Origin of the sequence: Citrobacter sp. KTE30 (assembly GCF_000398825.1) — a bacterium.
GTDB lineage: Bacteria > Pseudomonadota > Gammaproteobacteria > Enterobacterales > Enterobacteriaceae > Citrobacter > Citrobacter freundii.
Genome location: NZ_KB976055.1, coordinates 2,346,393 through 2,366,229, shown reverse-complemented (window position 1 = coordinate 2,366,229; position 19,837 = coordinate 2,346,393). Strand labels below are relative to the sequence as shown.

General features: G+C 50.1%; 18 protein-coding genes. 10 read left to right on the top strand and 8 right to left on the bottom strand.

The annotated features are described in order from the left end of the window. Nucleotides 1–15: 15 nt before the first annotated feature. Complete coding sequence (locus WC1_RS11845) at nt 16–267, bottom strand: YciN family protein (RefSeq protein ID WP_003020616.1); 252 nt, start codon at nt 265–267, stop codon at nt 16–18. 398 nt (nt 268–665) lie between these two features. Here WC1_RS11845 and topA point away from each other — a divergent pair, with 398 nt between their 5' ends. The 5 genes from topA (at nt 666) to acnA (ending at nt 8,055) form a co-directional block, all read left to right on the top strand. Then, nucleotides 666–3,263, top strand: coding sequence for a type I DNA topoisomerase (topA, locus tag WC1_RS11850; protein WP_016150334.1), 2,598 nt, complete (start codon nt 666–668; stop codon nt 3,261–3,263). A 208-nt stretch (nt 3,264–3,471) separates the two neighbouring features. Beyond that, nucleotides 3,472–4,446: an HTH-type transcriptional regulator CysB gene (gene cysB, locus WC1_RS11855; protein ID WP_003020610.1), complete on the top strand. Its 975-nt coding sequence runs from the start codon at nt 3,472–3,474 to the stop codon at nt 4,444–4,446. 314 nt (nt 4,447–4,760) lie between these two features. After that, on the top strand, nt 4,761–4,901 hold the full coding sequence (locus tag WC1_RS23705) for a YmiA family putative membrane protein (protein ID WP_231385734.1): 141 nt from the start codon (nt 4,761–4,763) through the stop codon (nt 4,899–4,901). Nucleotides 4,902–4,903: 2 nt separating this feature from the next. Then, nucleotides 4,904–5,074 (top strand): hypothetical protein, encoded by a 171-nt coding sequence (locus WC1_RS24860; RefSeq protein WP_008322403.1) that lies wholly within the window; start codon nt 4,904–4,906, stop codon nt 5,072–5,074. 305 nt (nt 5,075–5,379) lie between these two features. Then, on the top strand, nt 5,380–8,055 hold the full coding sequence (gene acnA, locus WC1_RS11860) for an aconitate hydratase AcnA (RefSeq protein WP_016150332.1): 2,676 nt from the start codon (nt 5,380–5,382) through the stop codon (nt 8,053–8,055). Between the two features lie 49 nt (nt 8,056–8,104). Here the strand turns inward: acnA and ribA are convergent, their stop codons facing one another. After that, a complete protein-coding gene (gene ribA, locus WC1_RS11865) occupies nt 8,105–8,695 on the bottom strand; it encodes a GTP cyclohydrolase II (protein ID WP_003020601.1) in 591 nt (196 codons plus the stop codon). Between the two features lie 202 nt (nt 8,696–8,897). Here ribA and pgpB point away from each other — a divergent pair, with 202 nt between their 5' ends. The 5 genes from pgpB (at nt 8,898) to yciH (ending at nt 12,551) form a co-directional block, all read left to right on the top strand. Further along, entirely contained in the window at nt 8,898–9,662 is a 765-nt protein-coding gene (pgpB, locus tag WC1_RS11870; protein WP_003840717.1) for a phosphatidylglycerophosphatase B, read from the top strand. Nucleotides 9,663–9,811: 149 nt separating this feature from the next. Then, nucleotides 9,812–10,120 (top strand): LapA family protein, encoded by a 309-nt coding sequence (locus tag WC1_RS11875; protein ID WP_003020595.1) that lies wholly within the window; start codon nt 9,812–9,814, stop codon nt 10,118–10,120. A gap of 6 nt (nt 10,121–10,126) precedes the next feature. Then, nucleotides 10,127–11,296 carry a lipopolysaccharide assembly protein LapB gene (gene lapB, locus WC1_RS11880; RefSeq protein WP_003020592.1) on the top strand — a complete coding sequence of 390 codons (1,170 nt, stop codon included), beginning with the start codon at nt 10,127–10,129 and terminating at the stop codon, nt 11,294–11,296. A gap of 190 nt (nt 11,297–11,486) precedes the next feature. Then, nucleotides 11,487–12,224, top strand: coding sequence for an orotidine-5'-phosphate decarboxylase (pyrF, locus tag WC1_RS11885; RefSeq protein WP_003840720.1), 738 nt, complete (start codon nt 11,487–11,489; stop codon nt 12,222–12,224). Then, complete coding sequence (yciH, locus tag WC1_RS11890) at nt 12,225–12,551, top strand: stress response translation initiation inhibitor YciH (RefSeq protein ID WP_003843984.1); 327 nt, start codon at nt 12,225–12,227, stop codon at nt 12,549–12,551. It begins immediately after the preceding gene. 91 nt (nt 12,552–12,642) lie between these two features. On the opposite strand, the gene osmB is transcribed toward yciH, so the two are convergent. The 6 genes from osmB to WC1_RS11920 all read right to left on the bottom strand — a co-directional run bounded on the left by osmB (nt 12,643) and on the right by WC1_RS11920 (nt 19,769). After that, on the bottom strand, nt 12,643–12,861 hold the full coding sequence (gene osmB / locus WC1_RS11895) for an osmotically-inducible lipoprotein OsmB (RefSeq protein WP_003020583.1): 219 nt from the start codon (nt 12,859–12,861) through the stop codon (nt 12,643–12,645). A 268-nt stretch (nt 12,862–13,129) separates the two neighbouring features. Beyond that, nucleotides 13,130–13,882, bottom strand: coding sequence for a DNA-binding transcriptional regulator YciT (locus tag WC1_RS11900; protein WP_003020580.1), 753 nt, complete (start codon nt 13,880–13,882; stop codon nt 13,130–13,132). Between the two features lie 95 nt (nt 13,883–13,977). Continuing rightward, a complete protein-coding gene (locus tag WC1_RS11905; protein ID WP_003020577.1) occupies nt 13,978–14,160 on the bottom strand; it encodes a YciZ family protein in 183 nt (60 codons plus the stop codon). Nucleotides 14,161–14,343: 183 nt separating this feature from the next. Continuing rightward, nucleotides 14,344–16,335 (bottom strand): cyclic di-GMP phosphodiesterase, encoded by a 1,992-nt coding sequence (gene pdeR, locus WC1_RS11910; protein WP_016150331.1) that lies wholly within the window; start codon nt 16,333–16,335, stop codon nt 14,344–14,346. Nucleotides 16,336–16,599: 264 nt separating this feature from the next. After that, nucleotides 16,600–18,534, bottom strand: a complete 1,935-nt coding sequence (locus WC1_RS11915; protein WP_016150330.1) for an exoribonuclease II — start codon at nt 18,532–18,534, stop codon at nt 16,600–16,602. A gap of 89 nt (nt 18,535–18,623) precedes the next feature. Beyond that, nucleotides 18,624–19,769: a CMD domain-containing protein gene (locus WC1_RS11920; protein WP_016150329.1), complete on the bottom strand. Its 1,146-nt coding sequence runs from the start codon at nt 19,767–19,769 to the stop codon at nt 18,624–18,626. Nucleotides 19,770–19,837: the final 68 nt, after the last annotated feature.

Sequence of the window (19,837 nt, the reverse complement as noted above, 5' to 3'; positions counted from 1 at the left end):
AAATTATTACTCGTGTTAATCGATCAAGTGATACTTTTCGGAAAGTACGTGCGCCAGGTGTTTAAACATATTAAACACCGCCGTACTTTTGGGCGTTGGTAGCCCTTGCTCGTCTAAAAAGTAATCTCCGCTGAAAACCAGCACGCCGTTTCGCTGCGTAACGCCGGTGGCGACAATCCCCGCCAGCGTGTCCTCATGCTCACGAATGATTTTGTTGGCTTCAATCAGCAGTGTTTCGCGATCGATGGGTTGAGTGTCTTTATGCATGATTTACTCCTTAAACAAGGACATTAGTCTACGCTGAGCCCGCCTTATGGGCAAATATTCCCTGACATAAATGAAGGTTTTACGACAGTGTTACAACTGGCGAGATTTGTTTTTGCATGCTAATAAAGTTGCGTAACGCATTTTATCAGGTACAGTGTGACGCTTTCGTCAATCTGGCAACAGATTTGCTTGACATTCGACCAATACTTCGTCGTGCTAGAGCGTTTGTGAGAAAAAAAGCCTGTTAACTCAGTTACATGAGAGTTACATTACAAGCGCGAATCAGTTTAAAGGGTTGATATCCGCCGACGCAGAGACCATATCGATGTCTCGTCGCCAGTGGAAGGTGAATCAACGTGCGACGCATTCTGGAAGAATCAAATTAGGTAAAGGTGAATATGGGTAAAGCTCTTGTCATCGTTGAGTCCCCGGCAAAAGCCAAAACGATCAACAAGTATCTGGGTAATGACTACGTGGTGAAATCCAGCGTCGGTCATATCCGTGATTTGCCGACCAGTGGCTCAGCAACTAAAAAGAGCGCCGACTCAACCTCCACCAAAACGGCTAAAAAGCCCAAAAAGGATGAACGTGGCGCTCTCGTCAACCGTATGGGTGTTGACCCGTGGCACAACTGGGATGCGCGCTATGAAGTGCTGCCTGGTAAAGAGAAAGTTGTTTCTGAACTGAAGCAACTGGCTGAAAAAGCCGACCACATCTATCTCGCAACTGACCTTGACCGCGAAGGGGAAGCCATTGCATGGCACCTGCGGGAAGTCATCGGTGGCGACGACACCCGCTACAGCCGCGTGGTGTTTAATGAAATTACCAAAAATGCTATTCGCCAGGCGTTTGAAAAACCGGGCGAGTTGAACATCGATCGTGTTAATGCGCAACAGGCGCGCCGCTTTATGGACCGTGTTGTGGGCTATATGGTGTCGCCACTGCTGTGGAAAAAAATTGCACGCGGTCTGTCTGCCGGTCGCGTACAGTCTGTGGCTGTGCGTCTGGTGGTTGAGCGTGAACGCGAAATCAAAGCATTTGTTCCAGAAGAGTTCTGGGAAATTGATGCTAACACGACCACGCCGGGCGGCGACGCGTTGCCGCTTGAGGTGACGCATCAAAATGATAAGCCGTTCCGTCCTGTAAATCGGGAACAAACGCTTGCCGCTGTTAGCCTGTTGGAAAAAGCGCGCTATAGCGTATTGGAACGTGAAGATAAACCGACCAGCAGCAAGCCGGGCGCACCGTTCATTACCTCCACGCTACAGCAGGCTGCGAGCACGCGTCTCGGCTTCGGTGTGAAGAAAACCATGATGATGGCGCAGCGCTTGTATGAAGCGGGTTACATCACTTACATGCGTACTGACTCAACCAACCTGAGCCAGGATGCAGTGACCATGGTTCGCGATTACATCAGCGATAATTTTGGTAAAAAATATTTGCCGGAAAACGCGAATCAGTACGCCAGCAAAGAGAACTCGCAGGAAGCGCACGAAGCTATCCGTCCTTCCGATGTCGCCGTACAGGCGGAATCGCTGAAAGATATGGAAGCTGATGCGCAAAAACTGTATCAGATGATCTGGCGCCAGTTTGTTGCCTGTCAGATGACCCCAGCTAAATACGATTCCACCACGCTCACCGTGGGTGCGGGTGATTTCCGCCTGAAGGCGCGCGGTCGTATTCTGCGCTTCGATGGCTGGACGAAAGTGATGCCAGCGTTGCGTAAAGGCGATGAAGATCGCATCTTACCGGCGGTGGACAAAGGCGATACGCTGACGCTTATCGAACTGACGCCAGCACAGCACTTTACTAAACCGCCTGCGCGCTTCAGTGAAGCTTCGCTGGTTAAAGAGCTTGAAAAGCGTGGCATTGGTCGCCCATCTACCTATGCGTCGATCATTTCTACGATTCAGGATCGCGGTTATGTTCGCGTTGAAAACCGTCGCTTTTACGCTGAAAAAATGGGTGAAATCGTCACCGATCGTCTGGAAGAAAACTTCCGCGAACTGATGAACTACGATTTTACCGCGCAGATGGAAGATAGCCTCGACCAGGTGGCGAATAAAGAAGCCGAATGGAAGGGCGTACTCGACAACTTCTTCACTGATTTTACTCAGCAACTGGATAAAGCCGAGAAAGATCCTGAAGAAGGCGGTATGCGTCCGAACCAGATGGTGCTGACCAGCATTGATTGCCCGACCTGCGGACGTAAGATGGGTATTCGTACCGCCAGTACCGGCGTTTTCCTTGGTTGCTCCGGCTACGCACTTTCCCCGAAAGAGCGTTGCAAAACCACCATTAACCTGGTGCCGGAAAACGAAGTCTTGAACGTGCTGGAAGGCGACGACGCGGAAACGAACGCATTGCGCGCCAAACGCCGCTGTCAGAAGTGCGGTACGGCAATGGACAGTTATCTTATCGATCCTAAGCGTAAATTGCATGTGTGTGGTAATAACCCAACCTGCGACGGCTACGAGATCGAAGAGGGCGAGTTCCGTATCAAGGGTTATGACGGTCCTATCGTCGAGTGCGAAAAATGTGGTTCTGAAATGCACCTGAAAATGGGACGTTTCGGCAAGTACATGGCGTGTACTAACGACGAGTGCAAAAACACCCGTAAGATCCTGCGTAACGGTGAAGTCGCTCCGCCGAAAGAAGACCCAGTTCCGTTGCCGGAACTGCCGTGTGAAAAATCTGACGCGTATTTCGTGTTACGTGATGGTGCTGCAGGTATCTTCCTGGCGGCCAATACGTTCCCGAAATCACGTGAGACTCGTGCGCCGTTGGTGGAAGAGTTGTACCGCTTCCGCGATCGCCTGCCGGAAAAACTGCGTTATCTGGCAGATGCGCCGCAAACTGATCCGGATGGTAACAAGTCCATGGTTCGTTTCAGCCGTAAAACCAAGCAGCAATACGTTGCCGCTGAGAAAGACGGTAAGGCGACTGGCTGGTCCGCGTTCTTTGTTGACGGCAAATGGGTAGAAGGGAAGAAATAACAGCGTTTCGGCTGAATTTCTCCTCAAAGGGTCGCGTAAGCGGCCCTTTTTGTTTCTCGCATATTATTTTTTGTCATACCTATACAGCGTACATATAAATGATATAGTGGTTATAGTTAACAGAGTTTTTATTATTAAATCGTATTAGCAGCGCCCGCGAGCCTGCACTGAAACGATGATTTGATGGCGCGAATCGGGATGGCATAACATGAAATTACAGCAGCTTCGCTACATTGTTGAGGTGGTGAACCACAACCTTAATGTCTCCTCAACAGCGGAAGGGCTTTATACCTCGCAGCCCGGTATCAGTAAGCAAGTTCGTATGCTGGAAGATGAACTTGGCATCCAGATTTTTGCCCGTAGCGGTAAGCACCTGACGCAGGTTACGCCAGCGGGGCAGGAAGTTATTCGTATTGCGCGAGAAGTTCTGTCGAAGGTGGATGCCATTAAGTCCGTTGCTGGCGAACATACCTGGCCGGACAAAGGCTCGTTATATATCGCCACTACGCATACTCAGGCGCGTTACGCTTTGCCTAACGTGATTAAAGGTTTTATTGAGCGCTATCCTCGTGTTTCATTACATATGCACCAGGGATCGCCGACGCAAATCGCCGAAGCCGTTTCGAAAGGAAATGCAGATTTTGCTATCGCGACGGAAGCCTTGCACCTGTATGACGACCTGGTGATGTTACCTTGCTACCACTGGAACCGCTCGATCGTCGTCACGCCGGATCACCCATTGGCGGGAAAATCTTCGGTTTCTATTGAGGAACTGGCACAGTATCCGCTGGTGACCTACACGTTTGGTTTTACCGGACGCTCGGAGCTGGACACCGCGTTCAACCGCGCGGGTCTGGAGCCACGTATTGTCTTTACCGCGACCGATGCTGATGTCATTAAAACCTATGTTCGTCTGGGCCTTGGCGTGGGTGTAATTGCCAGTATGGCGGTTGATCCTGTTTCCGATCCTGACCTGGTACGCGTGGATGCTCACGATATCTTCAGCCATAGCACCACCAAAATTGGTTTTCGTCGCAGCACCTTCTTACGAAGTTACATGTATGATTTCATTCAACGTTTCGCGCCGCATCTGACGCGTGATGTGGTGGACACGGCGGTGGCGCTGCGTTCCAACGATGATATTGAAGCCATGTTTAAAGATATTAAATTGCCTGAGAAATAATAACGACTGTAACCTCGTCGGTATCCATAAGCATAGAGCGATACCGACGGGAAACACTGAATTAATTGATAATTTACCGTGAATAAATTAACCATATATAGTTTATGGAAAAAGTTCTCTAAAGTAGTTTCAAATTAGTCAGCTTGCCAAAAATTCCTTTCAAATATTTATAACCGATCAAACAATCGATTTATTTATCAGGACGAGTCTGAAAATTAACTGGCTTTTTTTCACCTTTTTTATTAGGATTCCTCCTATCTGATGATTAATTGTACCGATTGTTTGGTGCCTAAATGATAAGTGATTTCGATAGTATGAGGTTAGCGATGCCTTCAGGAAACCAGCCAGCACGCAGGGATCCGGTGATGAAACGTAAAGCCTGGTTCGCCGTATTTCTTGGTTCTGCGATATTCTGGGTTATTGTCGCACTCGTGGCCTGGAATGTGTGGGGGTAAGTATGTCCGCACCAGAGCAGCACTCTACCGAAACGCTATCGCCTCATGACCATGAACAAGAGAGCAAAACCGTCGCAGAGAAGGGGCAGAAGGTACCCGAATCCTGGAACCTTTCTCCTGAGCAACGGGCGTTTATTGATCTGTTAACTGATGATGATGAACAGAAACAATAATTCGTACGTATTTTATAATTACGATTACCTTGTGGCCTTGAATATCGAATCATTTATCCATGTAATCGTCATCAACAACCTAATCAACGTATTATCCATTGCTCTATTGCCTGCTGAATATTCATCCTATTAATCTACACGGCTAGACCTTCCTCCTCACCATCGACCTCAGTTCGCGCTTTTATATCGCCCGCTACTTTTATCATTTTGAGTTGTTATCAAAGCGTTACATTTTGTTTGTGTTATCTTTAATACTAACCCTGAGGAAAATCAGGGGATCCAACCCTGTCATTTAAGGAGGAGCTATGTCGTCGACCCTACGAGAAGCCAGTATGGACACATTGCAGGTTAAAGATAAAACCTACCGCTACTACAGTTTACCTCTGGCCGCTAAATCACTGGGTGATATCACCCGACTACCCAAATCGCTAAAAGTGTTGCTGGAAAACCTGCTTCGTTGGCAGGATGGTAATTCCGTTACCGAAGATGATATTCATGCTCTCGCGCATTGGCTGAAGACCGCCCATGCCGATCGTGAAATTGCCTATCGACCCGCTCGTGTTCTGATGCAGGATTTTACCGGCGTGCCGGCGGTGGTCGATCTTGCCGCCATGCGCGAAGCGGTGAAACGTCTGGGGGGAGATACGGCAAAAGTGAATCCGCTTTCGCCAGTGGACCTTGTCATTGACCACTCGGTAACGGTGGACCGTTTTGGTGATGATGATGCTTTTGAAGAAAACGTTCGCCTGGAAATGGAACGTAACCATGAACGTTATGTGTTCCTGAAATGGGGACAGCAGGCATTTAGTCGCTTCAGCGTTGTACCGCCGGGAACGGGGATTTGCCACCAGGTAAACCTTGAATACCTTGGCAAAGCCGTCTGGAGCGAGTTACAGGACGGTGAGTGGGTGGCTTATCCCGATACGCTGGTCGGTACCGATTCCCATACGACAATGATTAATGGTCTCGGTGTGCTGGGATGGGGCGTTGGAGGCATTGAGGCTGAAGCAGCAATGCTGGGTCAACCGGTCTCTATGCTTATCCCGGATGTTGTGGGCTTTAAACTAGTGGGCAAACTGCGGGAAGGTATCACCGCTACCGACCTGGTTTTAACCGTTACCCAGATGCTGCGTAAGCACGGCGTGGTCGGTAAATTTGTTGAATTCTACGGTGATGGCCTCGACACCTTACCGCTGGCCGATCGGGCAACCATTGCGAACATGTCACCGGAATACGGCGCAACCTGCGGTTTCTTCCCGATCGATGGCATCACTCTTGAATATATGCGTCTGAGTGGACGCAGTGAGGAGCAGGTTGAGTTGGTCAGCGCCTATGCCAAAGCGCAGGGAATGTGGCGTAATCCAGGGGATGAACCCGTATTTACCAGTTCACTGGAGCTGGATATGGGCAGTGTGGAAGCTAGCCTTGCCGGACCGAAGCGCCCGCAGGATCGGGTGGCACTGGCTGATGTTCCGAAAGCGTTTTCGGCGAGTAATGAACTCGAAGTAAATAGCTCGCTGAAAGACCGTCAGCCCGTGGACTACACCATGAGCGGTCAGCAGTATAAGCTGCCGGACGGTGCGGTGGTGATAGCAGCTATCACTTCCTGTACCAACACCTCCAACCCAAGCGTATTGATGGCGGCGGGACTGTTGGCGAAAAAAGCAGTGACACTTGGTCTGAAACGTCAGCCGTGGGTGAAAGCCTCGCTGGCGCCAGGATCGAAGGTGGTGTCTGATTATCTGGCGCAGGCTGGGTTCACGCCGTACCTTGATGAGCTGGGATTTAACCTTGTAGGTTATGGCTGTACCACCTGTATTGGTAACTCGGGTCCGTTACCCGATCCTATCGAGACAGCCATCAAAAAAGGCGATCTCACCGTTGGCGCCGTGCTTTCCGGCAACCGAAACTTTGAGGGGCGTATCCATCCGCTCGTGAAGACCAACTGGTTGGCGTCTCCGCCGCTGGTGGTGGCCTATGCGCTAGCAGGGAATATGAATATCAATCTGACGAAAGATCCGTTAGGCCATGACAGAAAGGGCGATCCCGTTTATCTGAAAGATATCTGGCCGACGGCTCAGGAAATTGCCCGTGCCGTGGAGCAGGTTTCTACCGCCATGTTCCATAAAGAGTACGCTGAAGTCTTTGAAGGTACGCCAGAATGGAAAGCTATCCAGGTTGATCGGGCTGATACCTATGGTTGGCAGTCTGACTCAACTTATATCCGCTTGTCGCCGTTCTTCGATGGTATGCAGGCTACGCCGGATCCGGTCCAGGACATTCATGGTGCGCGTATCCTCGCAATGCTTGGGGATTCCGTCACCACCGACCATATTTCTCCTGCCGGCAGTATTAAGCCGGATAGCCCGGCAGGTCGTTATCTGCAAAGCCACGGCGTTGAGCGTAAAGATTTCAACTCCTATGGTTCACGCCGCGGGAATCATGAAGTGATGATGCGCGGTACCTTTGCCAATATTCGTATTCGTAATGAGATGGTACCCGGAGTGGAAGGTGGGATGACGCGTCATTTGCCGGGAACTGAGGTAGTGGCTATCTATGATGCGGCTATGCAATATCAACAGGAGAATATCCCCCTGGCGGTTATTGCCGGGAAAGAGTATGGCTCTGGCTCCAGTCGCGACTGGGCGGCAAAAGGCCCGCGCTTGCTGGGGATTCGCGTGGTTATCGCTGAGTCCTTTGAGCGAATTCACCGTTCTAACCTGATTGGTATGGGGATTTTGCCGCTGGAGTTTCCACAGGGAGTCACGCGCAAAACGCTGGGACTAACCGGTGAGGAAGCGATCGATATTACGGACCTGCAAAACATCAAGCCGGGCGCAACAGTGTCGGTGAATATGGTTCGCTCAGATGGACGTAAAGAGGTGATTTTATGCCGCTGCCGTATCGATACTGCGACGGAGCTAACTTACTACCAAAACGATGGTATTCTGCACTACGTGATTCGTAATATGTTGAATTAAAATGCATAAAGCCTGCGAGAGCAGGCTTTATTATCGGCGGTAACAACCATTACTTGCCCAGCAAATGCCCCATCTTGGCGGCTTTGGTGTCCAGGTAATGTTCATTGTTCGGGTTACGACCCACAATCAGCGGCACGCGTTCAACAATATTGATTCCCGCTTCGGTCAGAATTTCCACTTTTTTCGGGTTATTGGTCAGCAAACGAACTTCGTCCACGCCCAGCAGCTTGAACATATCCGCACACAGCGTGAAATCACGCTCATCTGCCGCAAAGCCCAACTGATGGTTAGCCTCAACGGTATCATAACCCTGGTCCTGCAACGCGTAGGCGCGGATTTTATTGAGCAGGCCGATATTGCGTCCTTCCTGACGATGATAAAGCAGGATACCGCGCCCTTCTTCAGCAATGTGGGTGAGAGCCGCTTCGAGCTGGAAGCCGCAATCGCAACGCAGGCTAAACAATGCATCGCCAGTCAGACATTCGGAGTGGACACGCGCCAGAACAGGCGTTTGACCTGTGATATCGCCAAAAACCAGTGCGACGTGATCGTGTCCGGTTGCCAGTTCTTCAAATCCCACCATCAGGAAATCACCCCAGGGGGTTGGCAGTTTGGCTTCTGCCACACGTTTAAGCTGCATGTAATTCTCCAGATTATGCTGGCACTGTCGTGCCGTCGCCTGTTGGCTTCTTGTTCTGTATTGCACTATTTTGCCATAAGGCAACGATGTTCACCTAATCGCGACAACGGATTCGCCTTTGGAATGGCACAAAAATGTCAATTTTCCCGGCATGCACTTTTTTCAGTTATGATTGTGAGACTTATCGACGAAAGGAGAGGCAATGCTGTCAATTGCAAAGCGCACTGCGGTCGGGGCCGGGCTGCTACTTATTATGCCGGTTGCTGTATGGGTATCGGGTTGGAGCTGGCAGCCGGGACACAACGTTTGGTGGCTAAAATCTCTGTACTGGGTAACGGAAACGGTGACGCAGCCGTGGGGGATTATCACTCACGTTGTGCTCTGCGCATGGTTTCTGTGGTGTCTGCGTTTTCGTCTGAAAGCTGCGGTAATGCTGTTTGCGATCCTGGCCGTGGCAATTTTAGTCGGTCAGGGTGTGAAGTCCTGGGTTAAAGACAGGGTGCAGGAACCTCGGCCCTTTGTCGTATGGCTGGAAAAAACGCACCATATCCCGGTTGATGAGTTCTACACTTTAAAACGTAAAGATCGTGGCAACTTAGTTAAAGAGCAATTGGCCGAACAACAGGATATTCCGACGTTTCTACGTAAGCACTGGCAAAAAGAAACGGGTTTTGCCTTTCCGTCAGGACATACGATGTTTGCTGCCAGTTGGGCTTTACTGGCAGTAGGGCTGTTATGGCCACGCCGACGTACGCTGACGATTGTGTTTTTGCTTATCTGGGCGACAGGTGTTATGGGTAGCCGCTTGCTGTTGGGCATGCACTGGCCGCGTGATTTGGTCGTTGCAACGCTGATTTCATGGTTGCTGGTAACGCTGGCGACCTGGCTCGCGCAGCGAGTATGCGGACCACTTACGCCGCCTGTGCAGGAGGCAAAAGAAATCGCGCAACGCGAGCAAGAAAGCTAGCTATGATTGATTTTTCAAATTTTGCCCTTAAATCAGAAAGCGGAAAGCGCTTTTCCATTTCGCACTCGTTGTGAAAATGGTAATTTAAAGGGCTCAACGCGGTAAGTTGTACACGATTTATTCGCTTAAACCACATAACGGGAAGTAATGTGAAATATTTACTCATTTTCTTACTGGTGTTGGCGATTTTTGTTATTTCGGTGACATTAGGTGCGCAAAACGATCAACAGGTTACGTTTAATTACCTGCTGGCTCAGGGTGAGTATCGTATCTCTACGCTGCTTGCTGTATTGTTTGCCGCAGGTTTTGCGATTGGTTGGTTAATTTGCGGCCTTTTCTGGCTGAAGGTTCGTGTGTCTCTTGCGCGCGCCGAACGTAAAATCAAACGACTGGAAAACCAGCTTACGCCTGCGACCGACGTTGCGGTTTCTGCCGATTCGTCGGTTGTGAAGGAATAATTATTTATGTTGGAGTTGTTGTTTCTGCTTTTACCTGTAGCCGCTGCCTATGGGTGGTATATGGGTCGCAGAAGTGCGCAACAAACCAAGCAGGATGAAGCTAACCGTCTTTCCCGTGACTATGTCGCCGGGGTTAACTTCCTCCTGAGCAACCAACAAGACAAAGCGGTGGATCTGTTCCTCGATATGCTAAAAGAGGATACGGGCACCGTTGAGGCTCATCTCACTCTCGGAAACCTGTTTCGCTCGCGCGGTGAAGTCGATCGCGCAATCCGCATCCATCAAACGTTAATGGAAAGTGCTTCGCTGACCTACGAGCAGCGTTTGTTGGCCGTACAACAGCTGGGGCGCGATTACATGGCCGCAGGTCTGTACGACCGCGCGGAAGACATGTTCAATCAGCTTACCGATGAAACAGATTTTCGCGTCGGTGCATTACAGCAACTGCTGCAAATTTATCAGGCGACCAGCGATTGGCAGAAAGCCATTGATGTCGCAGAACGTCTGGTGAAGCTAGGCAAAGATAAACAGCGTATTGAGATAGCCCACTTCTACTGCGAACTGGCCTTACAGCAGATGGGCAGCGACGATATGGATCGTGCCATGGCGCTGTTGAAAAAAGGGGCTGCGGCAGACAAAAACAGTGCCCGGGTTTCCATCATGATGGGCCGTGTGTACATGGTGAAAGGCGAGTACGCGAAGGCCGTTGAAAGTCTGCAACGCGTGATTTCTCAGGATAAAGAACTGGTCAGCGAAACGCTGGAAATGCTGCAAAGCTGCTACCAGCATCTGGGGAAAACCGATGAGTGGGCAGAGTTTTTACGTCGGGCCGTTGAAGAGAATACTGGCGCCGCCGCCGAGCTGATGCTGGCCGATATTCTTGAAGCGCGTGAGGGGACTGATACCGCTCAGGTTTATATTACCCGCCAACTACAACGCCATCCTACGATGCGCGTTTTCCACAAATTAATGGATTACCATCTTAACGAAGCAGAAGAAGGGCGCGCGAAAGAGAGCCTGATGGTTCTGCGCGATATGGTCGGGGAGCAGGTGCGCAGCAAGCCGCGCTATCGTTGCCAGAAGTGCGGATTTACCGCATATACACTGTACTGGCACTGCCCATCTTGTCGCTCATGGTCAACCATTAAGCCTATTCGCGGACTTGATGGGTTGTAATTTTTAAAAAAACCTTACTTTAGTTACAACATACTGATGTTGAGTAACAAAGCCATACTCAGCTGCCGTGGCCAAATTCGCCTGGCAGAAATGGAATCGCGCCTGTTAATTTTCTATTACTGCAGGTAGAATGCACGCCGTTTACCCATTTCGCGCTACTGTCGGCGCCCATCCTCAAGAAGGTCTGGTCATGACGTTTACTGCTTCATCTTCTTCTCGTGCTGTTACTGATTCTCCTGTCGTTGTCGCTCTCGATTATTCCAATCGTGATAAAGCATTAGCTTTTGTCGACAGAATTGATCCTCGTGATTGCCGTTTGAAAGTGGGCAAAGAGATGTTCACGCTTTTTGGACCTCAGTTGGTTCGCGATCTACAACAGCGTGGCTTTGACGTTTTTCTTGATTTGAAATTTCATGATATTCCCAACACTACCGCGCATGCCGTTGCTGCAGCGGCTGAGCTTGGCGTGTGGATGGTTAACGTTCATGCTTCTGGTGGGGCGCGTATGATGACCGCCGCACGTGAAGCCTTATTACCTTTTGGCAAGGACGCACCGCTGCTGATTGCGGTAACGGTTCTGACCAGTATGGAAGCCAGCGACCTCGCCGATCTCGGCGTGACGTTGTCACCTGCAGAACATGCTGAAAGGCTGGCGCGCTTAACCCAGCATTGCGGTTTGGATGGCGTTGTATGCTCCGCGCAGGAAGCGGTGCGATTCAAGCAGGCGTTTGGCCAGGCATTTAAATTGGTTACGCCGGGTATTCGTCCTGAAGGCAGCGAGGCGGGCGACCAGCGTCGCATTATGACGCCGGAACAAGCACAGTCAGCTGGTGTGGATTATATGGTTATTGGCCGTCCGGTCACGCAGTCGGCAGATCCGGCTCAGACGCTGAAGATGATTAATGCCTCACTGAAACGAGGTGCGTAAATGAACGACTCAAACTCTCGCCTGGTCTACTCAACCGACTCCGGGCGCATTGATGAACCAAAAGCTGCTCCTGTGCGTCCACAAGGCGATGGCATTGTCCGTATCCAGCGCCAGACCAGTGGCCGCAAAGGTAAGGGCGTGTGTTTGATTACCGGTATTGATCAAGATGATGCCGAACTGACCAAATTAGCTGCGGAACTGAAGAAAAAATGTGGTTGTGGCGGGGCAGTGAAGGATGGCGTGATTGAGATACAGGGTGATAAACGCGACCTGATTAAATCGCTGCTGGAAGCCAAAGGAATGAAAGTTAAACTGGCTGGCGGTTAATAAAAAAAGCCACGGAATATTTCCGTGGCTTTTTAATAATACAGACCTGAAAAAGTAAACGTATTATTATATCGAGCCGTTCAACCGTAGATTATTTACCCACCTGGTGGCCAATGATACCACCTACTGCAGCACCACCCAGCGTACCCAGCGTGCTGCCGTCAGTCAGGACTGCACCACCTATTGCACCTGCACCAGCACCGATTGCAGTGTTACGATCGCGTTTGGACCAGTTAGAGCAGGCGCTCAGCGACATTGCCAGAGTAATCGCCAGAATGGCAGCGGTCATTTTTTTGCTCGTTACTAACATAATACTTTCTCCTGAATTATTGATTCACGGAATCCAGTGTTCTTTAAGAATAGCGCTAAATTTAGGCTAACGAAGATATTTCCGTGAAACCGTTTAGCGAAGGCATTACAAACACTATCCTGAAGTTGGAGGTTCGTTCCTGTTATATCGCTAACATTAATTTTACGACTTAATCCTGTTAACGACAGGTAAAAAGTCTTAATTGGACTGTCAGATAACTCTCAGAGAGGAGATGATTTGCCAACTGACAAATCATCTGCTGAAGATGTTACGCGTGGGCATCAATGATATTGACGGTTAATCCGGAATGCTCAAGCTGCATTTGTACGCTGGCGCTAAGTCTGGAGTCCGTGACTACGCGGCTGAATCGCTCTAATGGACCCAGCGTGTACGGGTGAATGGCTTCGAATTTTGAGCTGTCAGTAAGCACAATAACTTCTGCACCTTTTTCCAGCACCGCGTTAACCACATCAGAACGCATCATGTCGCGTCCGGTGAAGCCGGTGTCAGCCTGCCAGCCATCAATGCCGATAAAGGCCTTGCTGAAGTGTACCTGCTGGATAAACTGGCGAGTTAAGGGCCCAACCATACTTTCGCTTTTTTTCTGATAGATGCCGCCAAGGAGAATCACTTCGCAGGGGGTTTCTTTCAGCAGATGGGCTATATAGCTGCTGACGGTAATGATGGTGACATCTTTTTGCTCCGCGAGCGTTCTGGCTAAGAGCGCATTGCTGCTGCCGTTTTCAATGAATACGGACTCACCTGGGCTTACCAGCGATGCGGCGAATTCAGCCAGCTCACGCTTCAGCGTAAAATTAGTCATCATGCGCGTTTCCACATCATCGCTGTTCAATGAAACAGCAAAACCGTGCGCACGGCGTAAATAACTCTGTTTTTCCAGTGTGTTCAGATCCTGTCGAATCGTCACTTCTGAGACACCGGTGATTTTTGCCAGTTCGGCAACGCTCATCTGACCTTTATCAGTCACCATCTGCAAAATAGATTGTTGTCGGGAATTCATAATATTAATTTTATTGCGATATCGTATCGGAAATTAAACGGAAACTGCCTCACGTGCAGTTTGCTTATAGCAGCGACATTAAAGGGTTAATGTCGTCAGATCTCCCAGGGAGCCTTGTGCTTTTTGGGCAAGGATTCGGCATCTTCTTTGGTCATGTTTAGCAGCTCAGCCTTCAGAATTTCGAGATTATGGATAGCTGAGTGGTAATCACCTGCAACGAGGATATCCAGCACGGTATCAATGCGTTCGGCCAGACGCTGAGCGTCGATATCAGACATGGTTATCATCCTAATGGCAATAGAGTTTGAATTTCATGATGCAGAATTTCATGGCAAAAGAGAAGGGAAAAATAGTATTAACTATCAACGATAGAAGAATATTATATATTCTGTGATTACATGAAGATAGGATCGTTACGTAATGTCCATTTATGGCTATTTTCAACGTTTGATCCCACTGCATTAGCGTGTTTTTTTATTGAGGTGCCGTCGATACCAACGCTCAAACGCGGCGGCTGGCATTGGTTTGGCAAACAAAAAACCCTGACGCTCGTTGACGCCATTTTTGGTTAAAAACGCATCCTCTTTCGCGCTTTCAACACCTTCGGCGATGACCTGCAGGTTGAGTGCCTGTGCGACCGCAACAATGGCACGTACCAGCGACTGCGAAACAGGTTGTTTGTGTACATCCCTGACAAAGGTTTGATCCAGTTTAATTGCATCAAGCGGGAACCGGGCCAGTTGAGACAGTGACGAATAGCCGGTACCAAAATCATCCAAATGGATTTGCGCCCCCATCTGGCTAAACTGCTGAATGACGGACAGTGCCAACTGCTCATTTTCAATTAAACTGCTTTCCGTTAACTCGACATCGATGGGGCAATATTCAAAGTCGAGTTCATGAAGCACCTGCTTGAGATCGGTAAATAGCGTCTGATCGGCGAGCTGCCGGGCAGAAACGTTTACCGCCACGCGCAGATTGATTCCCTTTGCGCGCCATTTTGCTATCTGACGCACAACGTCCAGAATAACCCAGCGACCCAGAGGAACGATAAGCCCTGATTCTTCGGCGTAGGAGATAAATTCCAGTGGTGGAATGAGGCCACGTTCCGGAGACTGCCAGCGAACCAGCGCCTCCAGGCTGCGCACTTCGCCTCGCCAGGTTATCTTTGGCTGATAATGGATAACCAGTTGATCGTTTTCCAGCGCCTTGCGCAGATTAGTATCCAGCCACAGATATTCAAATACCCGCTGATTCATTTCCGGAGAGAAAACACAAAACTGTCCACGGCCACCTTCTTTTGCGGTGTACATGGCCGTATCGGCGTTACGAATGACGCTCTCGCAGTCCTGACCATGTTGTGGAGCGAGGGAAATACCAATAGAGCATCCGGTATAGATTTCAATCAGGCCGATGCGAAAAGGTTGACGCAGGCGTGTCAGAATACGCGACGCGGTGGCTTCCAGTGAACCCTGGGATGTTTCGGTGGCAAGGACAATAAACTCATCGCCGCCAAACCGTGCCAGTAACTGGTTTTCGCTAAGGCAACTGAGTATTGCCAGCGATACGCTTTGCAAAAGCTGATCGCCAAACATATGCCCGTAGGCATCGTTTACCTTTTTGAAGTTATCCAGATCGAGGTACACAATCCCGACCTGAGTATCGCCCGCGTTCTCAATCGCATTGCTGATCAGATCATGAATAGCGTTGCGATTGGGTAATCCAGTGATAGAGTCGGTATTCGCCAACACCCGCAAACGCTCCTGGGCGCGGCGTTCTTCAGTGATATCGGTCCCGGAACAGATCAGAAATATTTCGTTCTTGCCGCTACCGTTATGCACAAATTTATTACGAAATAAAAACAGACGCTGTCCTTTGCAGGTCTTCACCCAGCGTTCAACTTCATATGAGTTACCTTCGCGAAAAAAGACCTCGATATTGCGTCGTGATGCGGCAGCTTCACGTCGACTCATAAATAATGTGAATACACTTTGGCCAATGACTTCACGTTCTTTGAGTCCGGTATACTCTTCGCACAGTCGATTAAACCGCTGAATGTTGCCCATACGATCAAGAATGACAATGACTGAATTGGCTTCAGAAACCACCTGTTCGGCAAAAGAGAGGCCATGAGCCAGGTCACGGGCTACGGAAGGGGTGTCATCCCAGGCGGATGCGCTACCAGCCCATTCACGCTTATTGATTTTTCGGCCGACCAGATGCACGGGAATGTTGTCATCTTCAATCGGCAACGTCATTAATAAACTTGACGTAATTACCGTCATCTCGCGAATGCGTTCGGCTTGTTCCGGGGATAATTCGATGGTCTGATCGGCCTCTGACGTTTCTTCGACAGAGAAATGCAGGATGTTGCAATCCTCTGACAAACGCCAGTAAGGGTTATTAGTGCCAACATAGCTATACAACGTAATCAGCTCCCGGACGTCTTTCATGATGTGTACTATCCCGTTTAAAGCGCATAGAGCCTCAAAAGTATGGGTAGCCATGATTCATTCAGGGTGATTATGGCTGAACGTATTGTTTTTTTTATATATTTATGTGTAATCCAGAATCCGTAAAAAGCAAAGCCAACGGAGCTGAAAAATAGTAAATAAATTTTTTGACTGGATGAAAGAAGTGTAGTGCGCGGTTGAAATTTGGGAGGTAAAAAGAAAACGACCTTTCAAAAATGAGAAAGGTCGCTTGATTTATGCGTGTTACGCGGCTGGACGCGCGATAACGCTGCGGGTTTCCATCCGTACTTCAGCGATAGTTACGTCAATCACATCCGTGACTTTGTAAACAACTTCACCTTTAATTTGCACGGTGCCGCTTTCCTGGCTGCATACCAGTTCATCACGAACGGCGTGCAGGAACGGTGCTGGAATAAAGGCAACAGCGCCATTATCAACCAAGCGCACGCGCATGCCACCGCGGCTGACGTCAATGATCTCGGCCGCAAAGCGGGTGTCGGTACCGGCTTTATCACTCAGGAAACGGGCGTAAAGCCAGTCACCCACGTCACGCTCAGCCATCCGGTTCAGGCGACGACGTTCTGCCATTTGCACGGTGGTATCATCCTGAGGTCGGGCGATGGTTTCGCCTTTGATGACAGCCTTAAGCAGACGGTGGTTGATCATATCGCCATACTTACGGATTGGGGAAGTCCAGGTGGCATATGCCTCCAGACCCAGCCCAAAGTGTGGACCTGGCTCAATACTTATTTCAGCGTAAGACTGGAAGCGGCGAATTCGGCTGTCGAGGAAGCCTGATGGCTGAGCATCCAGTTCGCGGCGCAGTTTGCAGAAACCTTCCAGAGTCAGGACTTCTTCGGCATCGACGTGCATACCGTGGGTTTTCAGCAGCGCGGCCAGAGCGTCGGCGTTGGCCGGGTCGAATCCCATATGGACGTTATAAATACCGAAGCCCAGCTTGTCGCGAAGCACACGGGCGGCGCAAATATTTGCCGCAATCATGGATTCTTCCACAATACGGTTTGCGATGCGGCGTGGTTCAGCGACGATGTCCAGTACTTCACCTTTTTCACCGAGAACGAAACGGTAATCCGGGCGATCTTTAAAGACCAGCGCGTGGTTATGGCGCCACTCTCCTCGGCTCAGACAAATACGATGCAGCAGACGGATCTGTTCCGCAATCGCGTCGTTTTCTGGTTGCCACTCGCCTGTACCTTCCAGCCAGTCGGAAACATTGTCATAGGCCAGCTTCGCTTTTGACTCAATTGTCGCAGCGAAAAAGGTGATGTTGTCTTCAATCGCGCCATCGGCGGTAATGCTCATACGACAAGCTAAAACCGGGCGCACTTCGTTCGCGCGCAGAGAGCAGAGATCGTCAGACAATTCACGTGGCAACATCGGGATATTGAACCCCGGTAAATAATTGGTGAACGCGCGAATTTTTGCCGTTTTATCCAGCTTACTGCCTTCTGCAATCCAGGCTGTTGGGTCGGCAATGGCGACGGTTAATTGTAGCGTGCCGTCAGCTTGTTCTTCAGCATACAGCGCATCGTCCATATCTTCGGTGCTGGCGCTGTCGATGGTGACGAAATGAAGGGCGGTTAAATCTTCACGAACCAGGCCTTCGTCCAGCATTTCGGTTGCTACGCCGTCCGGTGCTTCTTTTTCCAGATTATGGCGTGCCAGTGTGACCCACCACGGGACAAAGTGGTCATCAGCAAAAGTGATAAATTGGGTTAACTCGGCGTAGAAGGTGCGATCGCCTTTCAGCGGGTGACGGCGCATTTCTGCAACCGCCCAGTCGCCTTCTTTAAATTCATGTTCAACGCCACGGGTGGCACGACAAGGAATAGCATCTTTCAGTAACGGATGATCCGGTACGATGGACAGACGATCATTTTTGCCCTGAACTTTACCCACGAAGCGCGTCAGGAAGGGTTCGATCAGTTCTTCCGGCTCTGCAGACTCACGATCTTTTTCTGTATGGATAACCGCAACAATGCGGTCGCCATGCATCACTTTTTTCATCTGCGGCGGTGGAATGAAATAGCTTTTTTGTGCATCGACTTCCAGGAAGCCAAAGCCTTTTTCCGTGGCTTTTACCACCCCTTCAGCACGTGGCGTCTGGGAATGTAGTTGCTGTTTAAGCTGCGCTAGCAGCGGGTTGTCCTGAAGCATAATTGTCTATTTTCGTGGCTAAAAGAGCGGCTGACAGTTTTACGCGATTCTGCCAGTGGCAGCAAGCGCTCTTTCAGTAAGTGGATCGGTTAATCAGTGTCGCCCAGCGCGATTTTCAAGCGATTCAACCATCCGCACAATCCACTCCAGGCTAGCAGGTTGATGGCCTGCTCTGAAGAGATTCCCTGATCGAACAAAGACGTTAACAGTGCGGTGCTAAAGCGGTCGGGCGCCCGGGTCAGCCATTGTACCGCCTGTAGGGTAACGCGCTCAACCGGATGTCGTTGTTCCCAACGTTGTAATTCACGTTCATCCAGGCGAAGCAGGGCGATAACGTCGACTAATTCATTTGCTGTATGCGCCTGCTCGTTAAAGCAGGCCACGCTGCCGTTAATTCGTGACGTCACCAGCGCTGCCAGTGAAAATTCCTGTACTGATACAGTGCTGCGCCGGACAGAGGAAATCAGCGTCGTGAGTAAATCTAAAATGACCGGTGAATGTATCAATAATGGCACCAACGCTTGCAGTTCATCGGGATATCCTCTGGCAGAATTCTCAGCATGGGGGGGATATTTTTCGATCGGGAATGGTGCAGCATGCCAGGTTGTCTTTGTGGCGTTAAATAACGAAGCGTGAGCAAATTGCTGAATATCCAGCCCCGGTATTCGGCGTACCGGATGACCAGACCAGGCCTGAAACAGGGCCACGGTTCGGGCCTGAAAACCGATGAAGCCGATGATTTGATTCATCAGAATATTATCGCTGGTGGTCAGTCCGACCGCTTCCAGATGCTGACGGTCGCGTTCGCCTATCACGGCAGGAGAGCTGGCAAGTTGGCGAGCATATTGGGTGATTTGTGCCAGTCGATGGTTACTTTCCCGCGAGGAGTCCGGACCGGGAAGCGGTGTTAAACGCGCGGCATAGTGATTACATAATCGCTGCACACCATACACCTGAGCGACGGTCAGGGCTGTACTCATCCGTTCATAGGCACTGAACGTATGCATCTGATTCAGGTTTACATGAGCCGGGAAGAGCATCTGGGCAAGTTTACGGGCAGGGGTTAACCAGGATTGAAAGGGCGAAAGAGCGTCATCAGGTAATGCCAGATCCAGTAAAAAACTGTCGTCGACATGAGCGGCTTCCGGGACCAGCGGCAGAACATCATGCGGATACGTGCTGGATTGCGTCTCATGATACCAGTGGCTTTTGCCTTCAATTCGGCGTTGTTCCATGGGCGTTCCTTGGTCTAAAAGTGGCGACCCGGACTTGTCGTCATACTACTACGCCGGATCGTTTGCGC